A 15,326-nucleotide genomic window follows, 5' to 3' on the forward strand; every position below is an offset into this window, starting at 1 on the left:
GGGCGGTGGAACCCGTGCAGGTGGTGGATGCGCGGCTGGTCGGTCCTGCGCTGTGTTGTTGGGCGGCAACCATTGTCGGGGTGGTGGCGGGGTGGCTGGTCGGGGTGGTGCTCGCGGCGGTGCTGCTGGGGGTGGCAGTCGTGCTGTGGGTTCGAGTGGCGCGTGACGCGCGATCTGGTCGGCAGGGATTGTCGGCGGCTCTGGCCACCGTGCTGATCGGTGCGGGGTTCGCGGCGGCCGCGGCCTGGCACGACAGCCGGACGGCGGCGCATCCATTGCGCGACCTGGATCGGGGAGCGCACGTGTGGGCGACGGCGATCCCGGTGGACGATCCGAAGGCGTTGTCCGCCAAGGCGGTGCGCGGCAAGCAGTGGCTGGTGCGGGCGCGGCTCGTCGAATACCGGTACGGTGCGGACACCGTCCGCGTGGGTGGGCGGGTGCTGGTCCTGGCGCACGGGGACTCCTGGACCCGCCTGCTGCCCGGTCAGCGGGTGACGTTCCGCGCCAAGGTGTACCCGCCGTGGCGGTCGGATCTCACGGTGGCGGTGCTGCGGGCGCAGGGACCGCCGGCGGGCATCGGCCCGCCGCCCGAATGGCAGCGGATCGCGGGCGCGGTGCGCGCGGACTTCGCCGAATCCGCCGCTCGCGCACTGTCACCCGATGCGGCGGGCCTGCTGCCGGGTTTGGTCATCGGCGACACCTCGCGCCTACCCGACCACGTCCGGGCGAATTTCCGCGAAACCCATCTCACCCACCTGACCGCCGTCAGCGGAGCGAATGTCACGATCCTGCTCGGCGCGGTGCTGCTGTCCCTGCGCGCGCTCACCGTCGATCCCCGGGTGGCCGCCGTCGTGGCCGGTGCCGTCCTCGTCATGTTCGTGATCCTGGCCCGCCCGACGCCGAGTGTGCTGCGCGCGGCCGTCATGGGTGCGGTCGCACTGCTGGCCCTGTGCACCGGCCGACGCAAACAGGCGCTACCCGCCCTGTGCACGGCCGCCATCGCCCTGCTCGCGTGGTCCCCCGAACTGGCCGTCGACGCGGGCTTCACCCTCTCGGTACTCGCCACGGCGGGCCTAGTCCTGCTCGCCCCGGGTTGGTCGGAATGGCTTCAGGCCCATCGCTGCTGGCGCGCCCCCGCCGACGCACTCGCGGTATCCGCCGCCGCCTTCGTCGTCACCACCCCCGTCATCATCGCCCTCACCGGCCACCTCAACCCCCTGGCCATCGCGGTCAATGTGCTGGTGGCCCCGGTGGTCGCCCCGATCACCGTCCTCGGCGCGCTGGGCGCGGTCTTCGCATCGCTGTGGAATCCGCTCGCGCACGCGGTGCTGTGGTGTGCCGCACCGCCGCTGTGGTGGCTGCTCACGGCCTCCGCACACGCGGCTGCGCTGGGCACCTCGATTTCGGTGCCCTCCGGCGTCTGGTCCGGACTGGTCGTCGCCGGGCTGTGCACACTGGTCTGCGCGCGGATTCGCCCACGACGAACCCGATAACCCGCGCCCTACCGATCCGGCAGCGGGCACGCCTTCCACTCGCCATCTTCGCGCACGAGGTCCAGGGTCCGCTCCTCCTCCGCCCCCCTGACGATCGCGCGAACCCGGGCGGTGGCCGCGTCGCCGTTGATGCGTATTCGATCGACACCCAGTACTTCGGGTCGGTAGACCAGAATGTCGGTCTTTTCGAGGCCGCGATACCGCTCGCGGAACGCGGTGCAGGTCACCGCCGCGTAGGCGGGATCGCTGCTGCTGGTGATCTGCAGGAAGCGGCGGACGGTCGACTCTATCCGTGCCGCGTCCTGCTCCGACGCCGCCACGTCGCGCGTCCCCGCCCCGGTGACATTGACCGCGATCACGGCCATGGTGAGAAATACGACCACGGCGGACCCGACCATGACCAGCACGCGAGCCCTGTTCGATGGCGGGGGCGCAGGAGGTGGAGGCGGCACGGGCTGAGGCTGCGAGTAGTAGCCCCACCCTTCGACGTAGATCCGCTCGGGTTGCGGTCCCGTGGTCATCTGGTCACCCTACGCCGACTCGGACGGGCGCATCGCGCTACCGCCCGGCGGCACGGCCTGTCGGTGTGGCCTCGTAGGATCGGCTGCGTGACCGAACGCCCCGCGCCTCTGCATCTCGTGCTCGGTGAAGAAGAGCTGCTCATCGAGCGGGCCGTAGCCGCGATCACCGCGCAGGCGCGGGCGGTGACGGAGGATCCGGATGCCATGCCGGTGGATCGGATGCGGGCGGGGGACGCCAGTACGGCCGAACTGGCGGAAATGCTGAGTCCGTCGCTGTTCGCCGAGGACCGGGTGATCATTCTGGAGTCCGCGGCCGAGGCGGGTAAGGACGCGGTCGGGGTGATCCAGTCGGCCGCCGCCGCGCCGCCGGACGGCGTGGTGCTGGTGGTGCTGCACACCGGCGGCGGGCGGGCCAAGGCGCTCGCGCCCGCGCTGCAGAAGGCGGGCGCGGTGGTGCACAACTGCGCCAAGCTCACCAAGGCCAATGAACGAGCCGAGTTCGTGCGCAACGAATTCCGCGCTGCCGGGGTGCGGGCGTCCGCGGACGTGGTGCAGACGCTGCTGGAGGCCGTGGGATCGGATCTGCGCGAACTCTCCGCCGCCTGCTCACAGCTGGCCGCCGACACCGGCGGCAAGATCGACATCGCGGCGGTGCGCCGCTACTACTCCGGCAAGGCGGAGGTCTCCGGCTTCGACGTCGCCGAACTCGCGGTCTCCGGTGACCGCCCGGCCGCCATGGAAGCGCTGCGCTGGGCCACCGACCGCGGCGTCCCCGCGGTCCTGCTCGCCGACGCCCTCGCGGACTCGGTCCACACCATCGCCCGGGTCGGCTCCGCCGGCCTACGCGCCGACCCGTTCAAAATCGCCCCCGAACTCGGCATGCCCCCCTGGAAGGTCAAAAAGGCCCAAGCCCAGGCCCGCGGCTGGACCCCCGCCACCATCGGCGACGCCCTCCAGGTGGTCGCCACCCTCAACGCCGACGTCAAGGGCGGCGCCGCCGACACCAACTACGCCCTCGAACACGCCCTCGCCCGCATCCTCGACCTCCGCGACCACGCCTGACCAGATAGCCCTCAGCCCGGCACCTACTTGGTGTATGGCAGCCGCCACCCGGCTGCCGACATCATCTCCTCGTATGCGGCCGACATGCCCGAGACCTTCTCCAGACTCTCGCGAATCGCGTACACCGCATCCTCGATATTGCCCCCAGCGAGTTCGGATTCGGCTTCCGTCAGCGCCTCCACCAGCGTCCGCAGCGTATCCCCTTGAATGGTCAGCCCCGGCCAGCGGCGCCCCTCCCATCCGATCAGCGAATAATCACCCTGCGTTCCCAGCACGCGAGCCTCGAACTCCATGAACATCTCCTCCGAAAGGTATGCCGACCCGGTGGGCCTTCGTATCCACGGCGCTGGTGACGTGTATCGGCGGATCGATATCGACAGACTCGCTCTCCACGATGGAACGGAATGACCGAGGCCGAGCCGGTCGGCGGAGACGCGGCTCGGTCACGCCGGAATGGTTCGCCGAGGTCGCACTGGGATCCGCGCGCGGAATGCCTCGATCGTGGCGGCCACGTGGAACGGCGTCTCAGCGCCCGCGAGATGCTCGCGGTACAGCACACGCTCCGCCACGGCGTCGAGAGCGAAGCCCCACATCATCGACATCAGCGGGTTGATGAACAGCTCGGAGCCCTCCGCTCCGGTGCGCGCCAGCGACTGGTGGTCACCGAACTCCCCGCGCGCCGCATCGGTGACCGAAGCGGACACGATGCTCTCCCGGCCGGGTGTGTGCCGCTGTACCCACGCCACCGCGTCCAACCACGCGTCGACCGCTGGTATTCCGGGTAGGAGTGCGAATACTCCGTGGTAGGCATTGCTTTTCGCGAGTGCGGCGACATTCTCCAGGAAGTGCGCGTGGCAGACCCCGTGATAGGTGTCGACACCGAAACCCACACAGGCGGCGAGCTTGACCGGAACATCCAGCGCGTGCGCTGCCAGCAGACTCGTGATGTCCTCCACCGGTGTCCCCAGCCCAGCCTCGTCCCCGGTCATGAGCAGATCCGTACCACCGTCGACCAGTACGAGCGCGTCGATATCCAACTCTCGGGCCAGCCATGTATAGGCACGCGTGACAGCGGCCGGACCGCCCTTCCGAACCAGGAAGACGCGATCACGATACCCGTGCTCACGCATCCAGACTGCGAGGTGCTTCTCCGGGAAATATCGAGCGGAGCCGGTGGTATCGGGACTCACTTCGAACAGGCCGGACGTTACCTCCTGTGCGGTGGTCCGAGTAACCGGCGTGAACGTCATATTCGCCAAGTGAACCGTCTTCCCCCGCTCGTTCAACGCGAATGCGAGCGGGAGCCCGCACAGCACATCGAAGCCGCCGCCGGCGCCAGCGATCAGGACGCGTTCACAGTCGCGCAGCCGATGCAGTATCGGATTGTCGAACAGCGATGGTGCCGACACCGCTCAGGCGTCCGTTTCGCGCAGGTCCGGCGGGAAAGCCATGGGCGAGGTGCCCTGTATATCCACCGCGATGCCGGTCGGGTTGGGGCGGGTGGCGGCGAAATCGGTCAGGCGCTGGCCGGTGACGGTTTGGTAGGGGTACGGGTGTTCGGGGGTCAGGGCGTCTCGCGCTGCCAGCCAGCGTGCGTATTCTTCGGCGTCGGTGAAGGCGCAGATCCAGTCGATGTCGCCGTAGGTCGAGGTGGTGATGCGGTGGTCGGGGGTCAGGGGGATCAGGAGGAGGGCGTCGTGGAAGGTGTGGCGCAGGGCGGTCGGGTTGCCGAAACCGGCGTAGAAGGCGGCCACTTCCGCGCGGAAGGCGGGGGTGGTCGGGCCGAAGTCGATCATGGTGGTCCGCTGTTCCGATCAGGTAACCGGGCGTTTGGATTTGGGCAGTTTGCTGACGATGGCGGCGTAGGAGCCGTCGATGAGCTCGCGCACCTCGTCCTCGGGCACCTTGCCGACGACGCGCACGCTGTTCCAGCCGTAGCGGCCGATGTAGGCCGACGCCGAGACGTCGTCGGGGTACACCCGGACCAGCTCGTCGGCTTCCTCGCGGGTGCGGCCGCATTTGAGGGTGAGCGAGGTGTCGCCGAAGAAGGCGAAGATCTTGTCGCCGACCTTGGCGACCACATCGCCCTCCCACGGTTCGTCCTGCCAGGCACCGGGTTTGGCGAGGCAGTAGGCGAGCCATTCGTCCATCGCGTCTCCTCAGATCGGCAGTAGGCGGCCGACCACGGCGGTCAGCTGGCGGGCGTTGCGGCATTCGTGCATCTCGACGATCTCGGCGTACTTGCGGGCGGCGGAATCGCCGGTGCCCCACATCTTCTCGGCCTCGGGGTTGAGCCAGTAGGAGTGTTTGGCGGTGGCGGCGAGACCGCTCAGCACCGCCAGTTCCGGATCGCGGTAGTTGGTGCGGGCGTCGCCGAGGATGAGCAGGGAGGTGCGGCTGGTGACGGCGTCGGGGAAGTCGTCGGCGAAACCGCGCAGAGCCGAACCGTAGTCGGAGTGGCCCTCGATGCCGACCACCCGGGTTTCGGTGAAGATGCGTTTGGTCACCTGGTCGAGCGGGGTGACCTGGTCGAACAGTCCGGTGACCTCGTCCACGCGGTCGACGAAGGCGAAAATCCGCACCCGCGAGAACTGTTCGCGCAGCGCGTTCACCAGCACCATGGTGAAACTGGAGAATCCGGCCACCGAACCCGAGATATCGCACAGCAGTACGAGATCGGGGCGGCCGGGACGCGGTTTGCGAGTGACCAGGTTGACCGGCACCCCGCCGGTGGACATGGATTTGCGCAGCGTCTTGCGCAGGTCGATCTCCCCGCGCCGCGCCCGACGACGGCGGGAAGCCAAGCGGGAGGCCAGCACTCGCGCCAACCGCTGCGAACTGCGGCGCAGCTCGGCCAGTTCGTTCTCGGACAGACGCAGGAAGTCGGCGTCCTCGGCTTGACGCTGCACACCGTAGGTGGCGACCCGCTCCCGGCCCAGCCGTTCGGCGACACGGCGGCGGGTCTCGGCCTCCACGGTGCCGCGAAACGCCTTGACCCGCTGGCGGGCCGCCCGGCGCGCGACCTCGTTGTCGAACTCCGACGGTGCGGCATCGGTGTCCATGCCCGTGGCCAGTCCCGCCAGCAGCTTGCTCACCAGCAGTTCCGGCTGCAGGTCCTTGAGGGCCTGATAGGCGGAGAAGGATGGCCCGGAAGCGGATTGGTACTGCCCCATCTCCTCGACCAGCTGCGCGGCCAGCAGCTGCAACTGCTGCGCCCGCTCCCCGGACGGGTCCTGAGCCAGCAACTCGCCCAACATCTTCCGCAGCGCGATGATGTCCACCGAACCATCGGGCCGGTGCGGAATCTCGATGTCCTCGGCTCCGACCCGCTCCCCCAGCGCCGCCGGGAACCACAGATCGAACAGCCCGTCGAAGGTGGTGCGCTGGCTGGTGCGCCGCAGCAGCGCGCACGCCAACCCCTCGCGCAGCACCTCGCGATCCATGAGATCCAGGACGGTGACCACCCGTCCGGCATCCACGGTCTCGGACGGTCCGACCGGAATCCCCCTGGCGCGCAAGGCTTCCACAAAGCCGACCAGATGGCCGGACAGACCGTGCGGCGCGGTCGGCCCGAGTTCGCCCTGCCCGCGCGCGCCGGGGGCCGAACCGCCGCTCACCGCGCGCTTGGCGGCCGAGACCAGCGCCCGCGGAGTGTTGGGTACGCCGCCGACCATGACGTCACGCCAACTTCAGCTCATTGAGCGCGCGGAGGTGGTCGGCCTGGTGTTTGAGCACCACGCCGAGGGTGGCGCGCACCGTCTTGTCGTCCAGATCCTTGGCTCCGAGGGCGAGCAGGGTGCGCGCCCAGTCGATGGATTCGGCCACCGACGGCAGCTTCTTCAACTGCATGCCGCGCAGCACGTGCACGATCCGCACCAACTGCGCCGCCACCGCGGGCTTCAGCTCGGGCACCCGGCTGGCCAGGATGCGCCGCTCCAATTCCTCGTCCGGGAAGTCGATGTGCAGGTACAGGCAGCGCCGTTTCAGCGCCTCGGACAGTTCGCGGGTGGCGTTGGAGGTGAGCACCACGAACGGGCGGCGCGAGGCGGTGATGGTGCCCAGTTCCGGGACGGTGACCGAGAAGTCGCTCAGCACCTCGAGCAGCAGACCCTCGATCTCGACATCGGCCTTGTCGGTCTCGTCGATGAGCAGCACCGTCGGATCGGCGCGCCGGATGGCGGTCAGCAGCGGCCGGGAGAGCAGGAACTCCTCGGTGAAGACGTCGGCTTTGGTCTCGGCCCAATCGTTCTCCGACGACGCCTGGATGCGCAGGATCTGCTTGGCGTGGTTCCACTCGTACAGCGCCCGCGATTCGTCGACGCCCTCATAGCACTGCAACCGCACCAGCTCGGCCCCGGCGACCTCGGCCACGGCCTTGGACAGTTCGGTCTTGCCGACACCGGCCGGTCCCTCGATGAGCAGCGGCTTGCCGAGCCGGTCGGCGAGGAATACCGACGTGGCGGTGCCCTTGTCGGCCAGGTAGCCGGTGCGGGCGAGACGCTCGATCACATCGTCGACCGACGAGAAGATCGGCTCCTGGATGGGAGTGGATGTCGGAGCCAAGGGTGCTGTCCTTCCTGGAGGGGCGGATGGGTACACCGTACGGTGTACAAACCCATCCGCACCAGTTGTACTACACGGGCCGAATCTGCCCGTCACCCCACACGATCCACTTGGTGGAGGTCAGTTCCGGCAGGCCCATGGGGCCGCGAGCGTGCAACTTCTGGGTGGAGATGCCGATCTCCGCGCCGAAGCCGAACTGCTCACCGTCGGTGAAGGCGGTGGAGGCGTTCACCATGACGGCGGCGGCGTCCACCCGGTGGGTGAATTCGCGGGCGGCCCGCAGATCACCGGTCACGATGGCCTCGGTGTGCCCGGTACCCCAGTGGTTGATGTGCTCGACGGCCGCGTCGAGATCGTCGACCACCTTCAGGGCGATATCCAGGGAGAGGTATTCGTCGGCCCAGTCGGTATCGGTGGCGGGCACCAGCCCGGGCAGCTCGCCGTGGATGGTGACGCCCGCGCCCTCCAGCGCGGCGATCAGCCGCGGCACCGCGGCATCGGCGATGGCGGCGTCGATGAGCACCGTCTCGGCGGTGTTGCACACGCTCGGGCGACGGGTCTTGGCATTGAGCAGAATCGATTCCGCCATCGCGAGATCCGCGTCCCGGTGCACGTAGACGTGGCAGTTGCCGGTGCCCGTCTCGATGGTCGGCACCAGCGCGTCGCGCACCACGGCGCTGATGAGTCCGGCACCGCCGCGCGGGATCACCACGTCCACCAGCCCGCGCGCCTGGATCAGGTGCGTGACGCTGGAGCGGTCCTCGGCGGGCAGCAGCTGCACGGCATCCGACGGGAGACCCTGTGCGGCAAGGGCTTCGCGCAACACCTCGACCAGCGCGGTATTAGACCGCACGGCGGACGAGGAACCGCGCAGCAGGGCGGCGTTGCCCGACTTGAGGGTGAGCCCGAAGGCGTCCACCGTGACATTGGGCCGCGCCTCGTACACCATGCCGACCACGCCGAGCGGCACCCGCACCTGCCGCAGCTCCAGGCCGTTGGGCAGGGTGGACCCCCGCACCACGTCGCCGATCGGATCCGGCAGGCCCGCGACCTGCCGCAGCCCGGAGGCGATGCCGTCGATGCGGGCCGCGGTCAGCCGCAGCCGGTCCAGCTGCGCCTCGGCGGTGCCGCCCGCCGCGGCGATCTCGATATCCTCGGCATTGGCGGCGAGCAGCCGATCCTTCGCGGCGAGCAGCGCGTCGGCGGCGGCATGCAGCGCCTCGTTCTTGCGCGCGGTGGTGAGCTGGGCGAGCGTGCGCGAGGCCACCCGGGCCCGGCGCGCCGCCTCGTGCACCACCTCGCGGACGTTGTCCAGGTCGGCGGCAGTTCCTGCTGTCATGGGTACAGCCTAGGCGCACCGGCCCACGGAGTTTCCGGGGCCGCACCACCCGGCGTCGATCGCGACGACGCCGTCCCCCGCCTCTCGGACGAGGCCGTCGCGCCGAGCGACGCCGGGCAGTGGACGCGACCACTCGGCATTCGTCGGTGGTCGCCGTTACGGTGTGCTCATGGCCGCGAGCATTCAGATGTCGTCGGGAGCGGGACGCTGGACACTGCTGGCGACGGTGCTCGGGTCGGGAATGGCCATGCTCGACGCCACGGTCGTGAACGTGGCGCTGCCCAGGATCGCCGCGGAGTTCGGCTCGTCCATGGCGGGATTGCAGTGGACGGTCAACGCCTACACGCTGACGCTGGCGGGCCTGATCCTGCTGGGCGGATCGCTCGGGGACCGGTTCGGGCGAAAGAGGGTGTTCCTCATCGGCGTGGTGTGGTTCGCCATCGCGTCGGCGCTGTGCGGTGCGGCGCAGGATATTTCGATGCTCATCGCGGCGCGGGCACTGCAGGGCGTGGGCGGGGCGCTGCTGACGCCGGGATCACTCGCCATCATCCAGGCGTCGTTCGCACGGGAGGATCGCGCCAAGGCGGTCGGCGCGTGGTCCGGACTGGGCGGCGTGGCCGGCGCCATCGGACCGTTCCTGGGCGGCTGGCTGGTGGACGTCGCGGGGTGGCGGTGGGTGTTCCTGCTGAATCTGCCGCTGGCCGCCGTGGTGATCGCGGTGACGCTGCGGCACGTTCCCGAGACCTTCGACGAGGAGGCCACCGGCAGGTTCGACATTCTCGGCGCGGTGCTGGCGGCGCTGAGCCTGGCCGGAATCACCTACGCGCTCACCGAGGCTCCCGACGCGGCCGGGAACACGGCGCTGGTGATCGCCGGTGGCGTGGCCGGTGTCGCCGCCGCCGCCTTCATCGTGGTGGAGCGCCGCCGCACCGGACGCGGCACGCACCCCCGCGCCATGCTCCCGGTGGACATCTTCAAGTCCCGGCAGTTCACCTCCATCAACCTGGTCACCTTCGTCATGTACGGGGCCATGGGCGTGGTGTTCTTTCTACTGGTGCTGACCTTGCAGGTGGTGGCGGGCTTCGATCCGATCGCGGCGGGCACGGCCATGCTGCCGGTCACCGTGCTCATGCTGCTGCTGTCGGCCCGGGCCGGGGCCCTCGCCCAGCGGATCGGGCCGCGCCTTCCGATCACGGTCGGCGTGCTGCTCGCGGCGGTCGGCATGCTGCTCATGACCCGGATCGGACCGGACACCTCGTATCTGTGGGATGTGGTGCCCGCCGCCCTGGTCTTCGGCCTCGGGTTGTCCCTGGCGGTGGCTCCGCTCACCGCGACCGTGCTGGCCGCGGCCTCCGAACGCCACGCGGGCATCGCCAGCGGGGTGAACAATGCGGTGGCCCGCGCGGCCGGTCTGCTCGCGGTGGCCGCCATTCCGCCACTGGCGGGGCTCACCGGCGACGCCTACACCGATCCGTCGGTCTTCGCGAGCGGCTTCCGCGTGGCGCTGCTCATCTGCGTGGCGCTCATGCTCGGCGCCGCCGTCCTCACCTTCACCACCGTCCGTGACGACACATTGAGCACCGCCGCGCCGGACGCCGAACCGGAGTGCAAGGTGCACTGCGCCGTGACCGGGCCGCCGCTCGAGCCGACCGAGCACGGCGCGCGTCCGCACCCGCGCGACTGAGCCCGTCCCAGCTGTAGCCGGCATCACCGTGCGCCGGTCGGAATAACCGCGCACCCGCTCGCCGTTCACTTGGTTGCCATGTCCACAAATTGCCGATATGGTTGCCACATCCACCAAGTGGATGCCACGACGAGGAGGACGCGTGCAGTTCGGAATCTTCACGGTCGGTGACGTCACCGCCGACCCGACCACCGGCCGCACCCCCAGCGAGGCCGAGCGCATCAAGGCGATGGTCGCCATCGCGCACAAGGCCGAAGAGGTGGGCCTGGACGTATTCGCGACCGGCGAGCACCACAATCCCCCGTTCGTGCCGTCGTCGCCGACCACCATGCTCGGCTATATCGCGGCGCGCACCGAGAAGCTCATCCTGTCCACCGCGACCACGCTCATCACCACCAACGACCCGGTGAAGATCGCCGAGGACTTCGCCATGCTGCAGCACCTGGCCGACGGTCGCGTCGACCTCATGCTCGGACGCGGCAACACCGCACCGGTCTACCCCTGGTTCGGACAGGACATTCGCGAGGGCATTCCGCTGGCCATCGAGAACTACCAACTGCTGCACCGGCTCTGGCGCGAGGACGTGGTGGACTGGCAGGGCCGCTTCCGCACTCCCCTCCAGGGCTTCACCGCCACCCCGCGCCCGCTCGACGGCGTCGCGCCGTTCGTGTGGCACGGTTCCATCCGCAGTCCCGAGATCGCCGAGCAGGCCGCCTACTACGGCGACGGCTTCTTCGCCAACAACATCTTCTGGCCCAAGGAGCATTTCCAACGGCTGATCGGGCTGTACCGTCAGCGCTACGAACACTACGGGCACGGTTCGGCCGATCAGGCCATCGTCGGTCTGGGCGGACAGGTGTTCATGCGCAAGAACTCCCAGGACGCCATCCGCGAGTTCCGCCCCTACTTCGACAACGCGCCCGTCTACGGCCACGGACCCTCGCTCGAGGACTTCATGGATCAGACACCGCTCACCGTGGGCAGCCCGCAGCAGGTCATCGACAAGACGCTGACCTTCCGCGAATCCTTCGGCGACTACCAGCGGCAGCTGTTCCTGATCGACCACGCCGGACTGCCCCTGCGGACCGTGCTGGAGCAGCTGGATCTGCTGGGCGAGGAGGTGATTCCGGTACTGCGCCGGGAATTCGCCGCCGCGCGCCCGGCACACGTCCCGGACGCGCCCACCCACGCCTCGCTACTGGCGCAGCGCACCGCCGCCGCCAAGTAACCGATTCGACCCCCATCGCACGACCACGACACCGCACAACCGCGACACCCGCACAACCACAACGAGGAGTAATCATGACCGCCAGCACCACCGCCCTGACCGCCGGAACCTGGACCATCGACGCCGCGCATTCCACGCTCGGCTTCGCGGTACGCCACCTGATGGTGTCCAAGGTCCGCGGCCGCTTCACCGACTTCTCCGGCCAACTCGTCATCGGCGAGGACGGCACCGCCAGCGCCGAGGCCGAGATCCGCGTGGACTCGGTGACCACCGACAATCCGCAGCGCGACGCCCACCTGCGCACCGCCGACTTCTTCAATGCCGAGAACTTCCCGCTGGCCACCTTCAAGTCCACCGGTTTCCGGGTCAACGGCGAGGACTTCGAGGTCGACGGCGAGTTCAGCATCGCCGGAGTCACCAAGCCGGTCACCCTCGAGGTGGAGTTCCTGGGCGTGAATCCGGGCATGGGTCAGGGCCCGGTAGCCGGTTTCGAGGCCAAGACGGTCATCAATCGCCGAGATTGGGGAATCACTATCGATATGCCTCTGGCCGACGGTGGCGCGGTGATCGGCGACAAGATCACCCTCACCCTCGGCATCGAGGTCGTCCAGCAGGGCTGAACCACTTCGCCGCGCGGCGAACCGATCGAAAGCGAGGAAATATGAGCGACCCGACCGTCATCCAGCGGGACGACGCCACCCCGGAACAGTTCGATATCGAGGTGGATGGTGAACGCGCCGGACTGGCCGCTTATGTGGATACCGGTGACCAGCGCATCTTCTACCACACCGAACTCGATGATCGGTTCTCCGGCCGGGGCCTGGGCAGCGTCCTGATCCACGCGGCGCTCACCGAGACCCGGAAACAGGGTAAACGCGTCGTCCCCGTCTGCCCCTTTGTCGCGCACTTCGTGGAGAAGCACCACGACTTCGACGATCTCCTGGATCCGGTGACCCCGGAGGCCAAGGCGGCGGCCACGGCCGACTAGCGCGGCCGCCGCGCCAGGTCTCCCGGCTACGCCTCCAGATACACCGGCACGGCGGTGTGCCCGTTGGAGATGAAGCTGGCCAGGGGTGTCAGCTGGTCCGGCGCGACCGCGAGCCGCATGTCCGGGAAGCGCCGGAACAGCGCGGGCAGCGCGGAATTGGCCTCCAGCCGGGCCAGCGGGGCACCCAGGCAGTGGTGCGCGCCGTAGCCGAAGGCCATATGGCTCTTGTCCGCGCGCGCCAGGTCGAGTTGACCGGCGGTGTCCCCGTGCACCTTCGGGTCGCGGCCGGGTCCGGCGTAGCAGGCCAGGATCGGTTCGCCCTTGGCGATGCGCACGCCGTCGAGTTCGATGTCGTCCACCGCGTAGCGCAGCGGCACATGTACGACCGCACCCTCCAGCCGGAGCGATTCCTCCACCAGGTCCGACCAGGCCGCCCGGCCCGCCATCAGGTCGGCGCGCGCCTCCGGATGGGTGAGGGTGGCGAAGATGGCCTGGTCCAACAGGTTGATGGTGGTCTCGTGCCCGGCGGTGATGACCAGCAGCAGGGTGTCGACGAGTTCCTGCTCCTCCAGCGTCGACCCGTCCTCGTCGCGGGCGGTGATGAGCACGCTGGTCATATCGTCGCCCGGCGTCGCGCGCTTGTAGGCGATCAGCTCACCCAGAATCCGGTAGAGCTCCAGGTAGTTCGCCTGTGACTCCTCGGGACCGAGGGTGGTGTCGAAGACGCCGTCCGCGCACTTGCGCAGGCCGGGCACCAATTCGTCGGGCACGCCCATGAGTTCGGAGATCACCCGGATCGGCAGCGGGTAGCAGAACGCCTCCCGCAGGTCGACCGGCTCCCCGGCCGGAGTGGCGGCGATGGCGTCGAGCAGTTCCGCGGTGATGGCCTCGATGCGCGGTTGCAGGGCCGCGGTGCGGCGCGCGGTGAAGGCGGGCGCGACGAGTCGGCGCAGCCGCCGATGATCGGCCCCGTAGGCGGTGAACATATTGTTGACCGCCACCCACAGGAACAGCGGCCAGTCCTGCGGGATCTCACCGTTGATGAAGGCGGGCCAGTGCTGGCGCGGATCCTTGGAGACGCGCGAATCGGTGAGCAGGCTTTCCAGCAGCGCGGTATCGGTGACCGACCACGCGGTCACGCCGCCGGGCAGTTCCACCAGGCTCGCCGGTCCACGCTCGCGTAGTCGATTGATCTCGCCCTGGATGTCGGCCCCTGTGGGATCCAGGACGATGGGGTCGGTGGTCACGCTTTCTCCTTACGGCACGGTCAACGGAGCAGTCGGGGGGAAGACGACCGGCAGCGCGGTGAGGGACCGGTGGAAAGGCCCCGGCCGCCAGGCCAATTCGTCCACGGCGACGCCGAGCCGCAGGTCGGGCAGTGCGTCGAGCAGTTGGTCGATGGCGTCCTCGGCGATCAGGTACGCCGTCGGGCGGGCCGGACAGGCGTGCGGGCCTACGCCCCAGGACAGATGCGCGCGATTGTGCAGCGCCCGCCCCGCACCGATGTCCGGATCGTTGTTGCAGGCGGCCATGCTGATCACCACCGGCTGATGCGCGGGCAGCCACACTCCGTCGATGAGCATGGGCTGGCGCGGATAGCTCACGCAGTAGTTGGCCATGGGCGGATCGGTGTAGAGCACCCGGTCCAGGGCATCGCGGGTGGTGAGGCTGCCCGCGTGCAGGCCGTCGGCCAGGGTGCTGTCGACGAGCATGTGCCGCAGCGCGTTCACGATGAGGTTCTGCGCCGGTTCGATGCCCGCGCCGTAGAGGGTGACGATCTGGTGGATCATCTCCTCGTCGGACAGTTCGGCCGGATCGGCGGCCAGTCGGGAGACGATGTCGTCACCGGGCCGGGATCGCTTGCCGAGCACCAGTTCCAGAATGGCCTCGGTGAGGACGCGGTTGCCCTGTTCGGCGTCGACGCCGTCGAAGATGGCGGCCATACCGGCGGCGATGCGCTGGCCGATTTCCGCCGGGCAGCCCAGCAGGGCATTGACCGCCCCGAAGGCGAGCGGAAACGCGTACTGGGCCATCAGATCCGCGCTTCCGGACGCGCAGAAGGCGTTGATCAACGGTATCGCGATGCGCTCCACGGTGTCGTGCAGCGCGTAGAGGTCCACGGCGCGGATGGCCGCCACATTGGCCTGCCGGTACCGAATGTGCTCATTGCCCGCACTGCGCAAGGCGTTCGGCCGCCATTCCAGCATCGGCATGATCGGACTGTCGGCGGGTGCGGTGCGCTGCCAGTACCGGGGATCGGCGGGAAAGTGCTCGGGGTCGTTGAGGATTCGCACGGCGGTGCGGTATCCGATGACCAGGGTGGCGGGTACGCCCGGGGCGAGGTCGACCGGGGCCATCGGGCCGAAGCGCCGGCGCATCTCGGCGTAGGCGCCGTGCGGGTCGGCCGCGAATTCGGCGGTGTACATGGCGATCCGGGGTCCATCGGAG

The 15,326-nt window shown here is 69.1% G+C and carries 16 protein-coding genes; 6 read left to right on the top strand and 10 right to left on the bottom strand.

The window, feature by feature from the left end:
- The first annotated feature begins 14 nt into the window (after positions 1–14).
- Entirely contained in the window at positions 15–1,493 is a 1,479-nt protein-coding gene (locus QJS31_RS26865) for a ComEC/Rec2 family competence protein (RefSeq protein ID WP_306358033.1), read from the top strand.
- A gap of 8 nt (positions 1,494–1,501) precedes the next feature.
- Here QJS31_RS26865 and QJS31_RS26870 read toward each other — a convergent pair whose 3' ends face one another.
- Positions 1,502–1,858, bottom strand: coding sequence for a hypothetical protein (locus tag QJS31_RS26870; RefSeq protein WP_306358034.1), 357 nt, complete (start codon positions 1,856–1,858; stop codon positions 1,502–1,504).
- Positions 1,859–2,101: 243 nt separating this feature from the next.
- Between QJS31_RS26870 and holA the strand changes: the two genes are divergently transcribed.
- On the top strand, positions 2,102–3,076 hold the full coding sequence (holA, locus tag QJS31_RS26875) for a DNA polymerase III subunit delta (RefSeq protein WP_282777167.1): 975 nt from the start codon (positions 2,102–2,104) through the stop codon (positions 3,074–3,076).
- Between the two features lie 23 nt (positions 3,077–3,099).
- On the opposite strand, the gene QJS31_RS26880 is transcribed toward holA, so the two are convergent.
- The 7 genes from QJS31_RS26880 to QJS31_RS26910 all read right to left on the bottom strand — a co-directional run bounded on the left by QJS31_RS26880 (position 3,100) and on the right by QJS31_RS26910 (position 8,978).
- Complete coding sequence (locus tag QJS31_RS26880) at positions 3,100–3,369, bottom strand: hypothetical protein (protein ID WP_282777168.1); 270 nt, start codon at positions 3,367–3,369, stop codon at positions 3,100–3,102.
- A gap of 150 nt (positions 3,370–3,519) precedes the next feature.
- Entirely contained in the window at positions 3,520–4,485 is a 966-nt protein-coding gene (locus QJS31_RS26885) for a DUF1152 domain-containing protein (RefSeq protein ID WP_282777170.1), read from the bottom strand.
- Between the two features lie 3 nt (positions 4,486–4,488).
- Complete coding sequence (locus tag QJS31_RS26890) at positions 4,489–4,872, bottom strand: hypothetical protein (RefSeq protein ID WP_282777172.1); 384 nt, start codon at positions 4,870–4,872, stop codon at positions 4,489–4,491.
- Positions 4,873–4,890: 18 nt separating this feature from the next.
- On the bottom strand, positions 4,891–5,226 hold the full coding sequence (locus tag QJS31_RS26895) for an MmcQ/YjbR family DNA-binding protein (RefSeq protein WP_282777174.1): 336 nt from the start codon (positions 5,224–5,226) through the stop codon (positions 4,891–4,893).
- Between the two features lie 9 nt (positions 5,227–5,235).
- Positions 5,236–6,750, bottom strand: coding sequence for a VWA domain-containing protein (locus tag QJS31_RS26900; RefSeq protein WP_282777176.1), 1,515 nt, complete (start codon positions 6,748–6,750; stop codon positions 5,236–5,238).
- A 4-nt stretch (positions 6,751–6,754) separates the two neighbouring features.
- Positions 6,755–7,639: a MoxR family ATPase gene (locus QJS31_RS26905; protein WP_282777178.1), complete on the bottom strand. Its 885-nt coding sequence runs from the start codon at positions 7,637–7,639 to the stop codon at positions 6,755–6,757.
- 70 nt (positions 7,640–7,709) lie between these two features.
- Positions 7,710–8,978, bottom strand: a complete 1,269-nt coding sequence (locus QJS31_RS26910; protein ID WP_306358035.1) for a glutamate-5-semialdehyde dehydrogenase — start codon at positions 8,976–8,978, stop codon at positions 7,710–7,712.
- Positions 8,979–9,147: 169 nt separating this feature from the next.
- Here QJS31_RS26910 and QJS31_RS26915 point away from each other — a divergent pair, with 169 nt between their 5' ends.
- The 4 genes from QJS31_RS26915 (at position 9,148) to QJS31_RS26930 (ending at position 12,878) form a co-directional block, all read left to right on the top strand.
- The gene (locus QJS31_RS26915; RefSeq protein WP_306358036.1) at positions 9,148–10,662 is read left to right on the top strand and encodes an MFS transporter; all 1,515 of its coding nucleotides are present in this window, start codon (positions 9,148–9,150) and stop codon (positions 10,660–10,662) included.
- A 142-nt stretch (positions 10,663–10,804) separates the two neighbouring features.
- Complete coding sequence (locus QJS31_RS26920) at positions 10,805–11,890, top strand: LLM class flavin-dependent oxidoreductase (protein ID WP_306358037.1); 1,086 nt, start codon at positions 10,805–10,807, stop codon at positions 11,888–11,890.
- Between the two features lie 74 nt (positions 11,891–11,964).
- Complete coding sequence (locus QJS31_RS26925) at positions 11,965–12,510, top strand: YceI family protein (RefSeq protein WP_306358038.1); 546 nt, start codon at positions 11,965–11,967, stop codon at positions 12,508–12,510.
- Positions 12,511–12,551: 41 nt separating this feature from the next.
- Positions 12,552–12,878, top strand: coding sequence for a GNAT family N-acetyltransferase (locus QJS31_RS26930; RefSeq protein WP_039811302.1), 327 nt, complete (start codon positions 12,552–12,554; stop codon positions 12,876–12,878).
- Between the two features lie 26 nt (positions 12,879–12,904).
- Here QJS31_RS26930 and QJS31_RS26935 read toward each other — a convergent pair whose 3' ends face one another.
- Positions 12,905–14,125 carry a cytochrome P450 gene (locus QJS31_RS26935; RefSeq protein WP_282777189.1) on the bottom strand — a complete coding sequence of 407 codons (1,221 nt, stop codon included), beginning with the start codon at positions 14,123–14,125 and terminating at the stop codon, positions 12,905–12,907.
- A 9-nt stretch (positions 14,126–14,134) separates the two neighbouring features.
- Positions 14,135–15,304 (bottom strand): cytochrome P450, encoded by a 1,170-nt coding sequence (locus tag QJS31_RS26940; RefSeq protein ID WP_306358087.1) that lies wholly within the window; start codon positions 15,302–15,304, stop codon positions 14,135–14,137.
- Positions 15,305–15,326 lie beyond the last annotated feature (22 nt).

Origin of the sequence: Nocardia sp. CC213A, from assembly GCF_030766805.1 — a bacterium.
Lineage (GTDB): Bacteria > Actinomycetota > Actinomycetes > Mycobacteriales > Mycobacteriaceae > Nocardia > Nocardia otitidiscaviarum.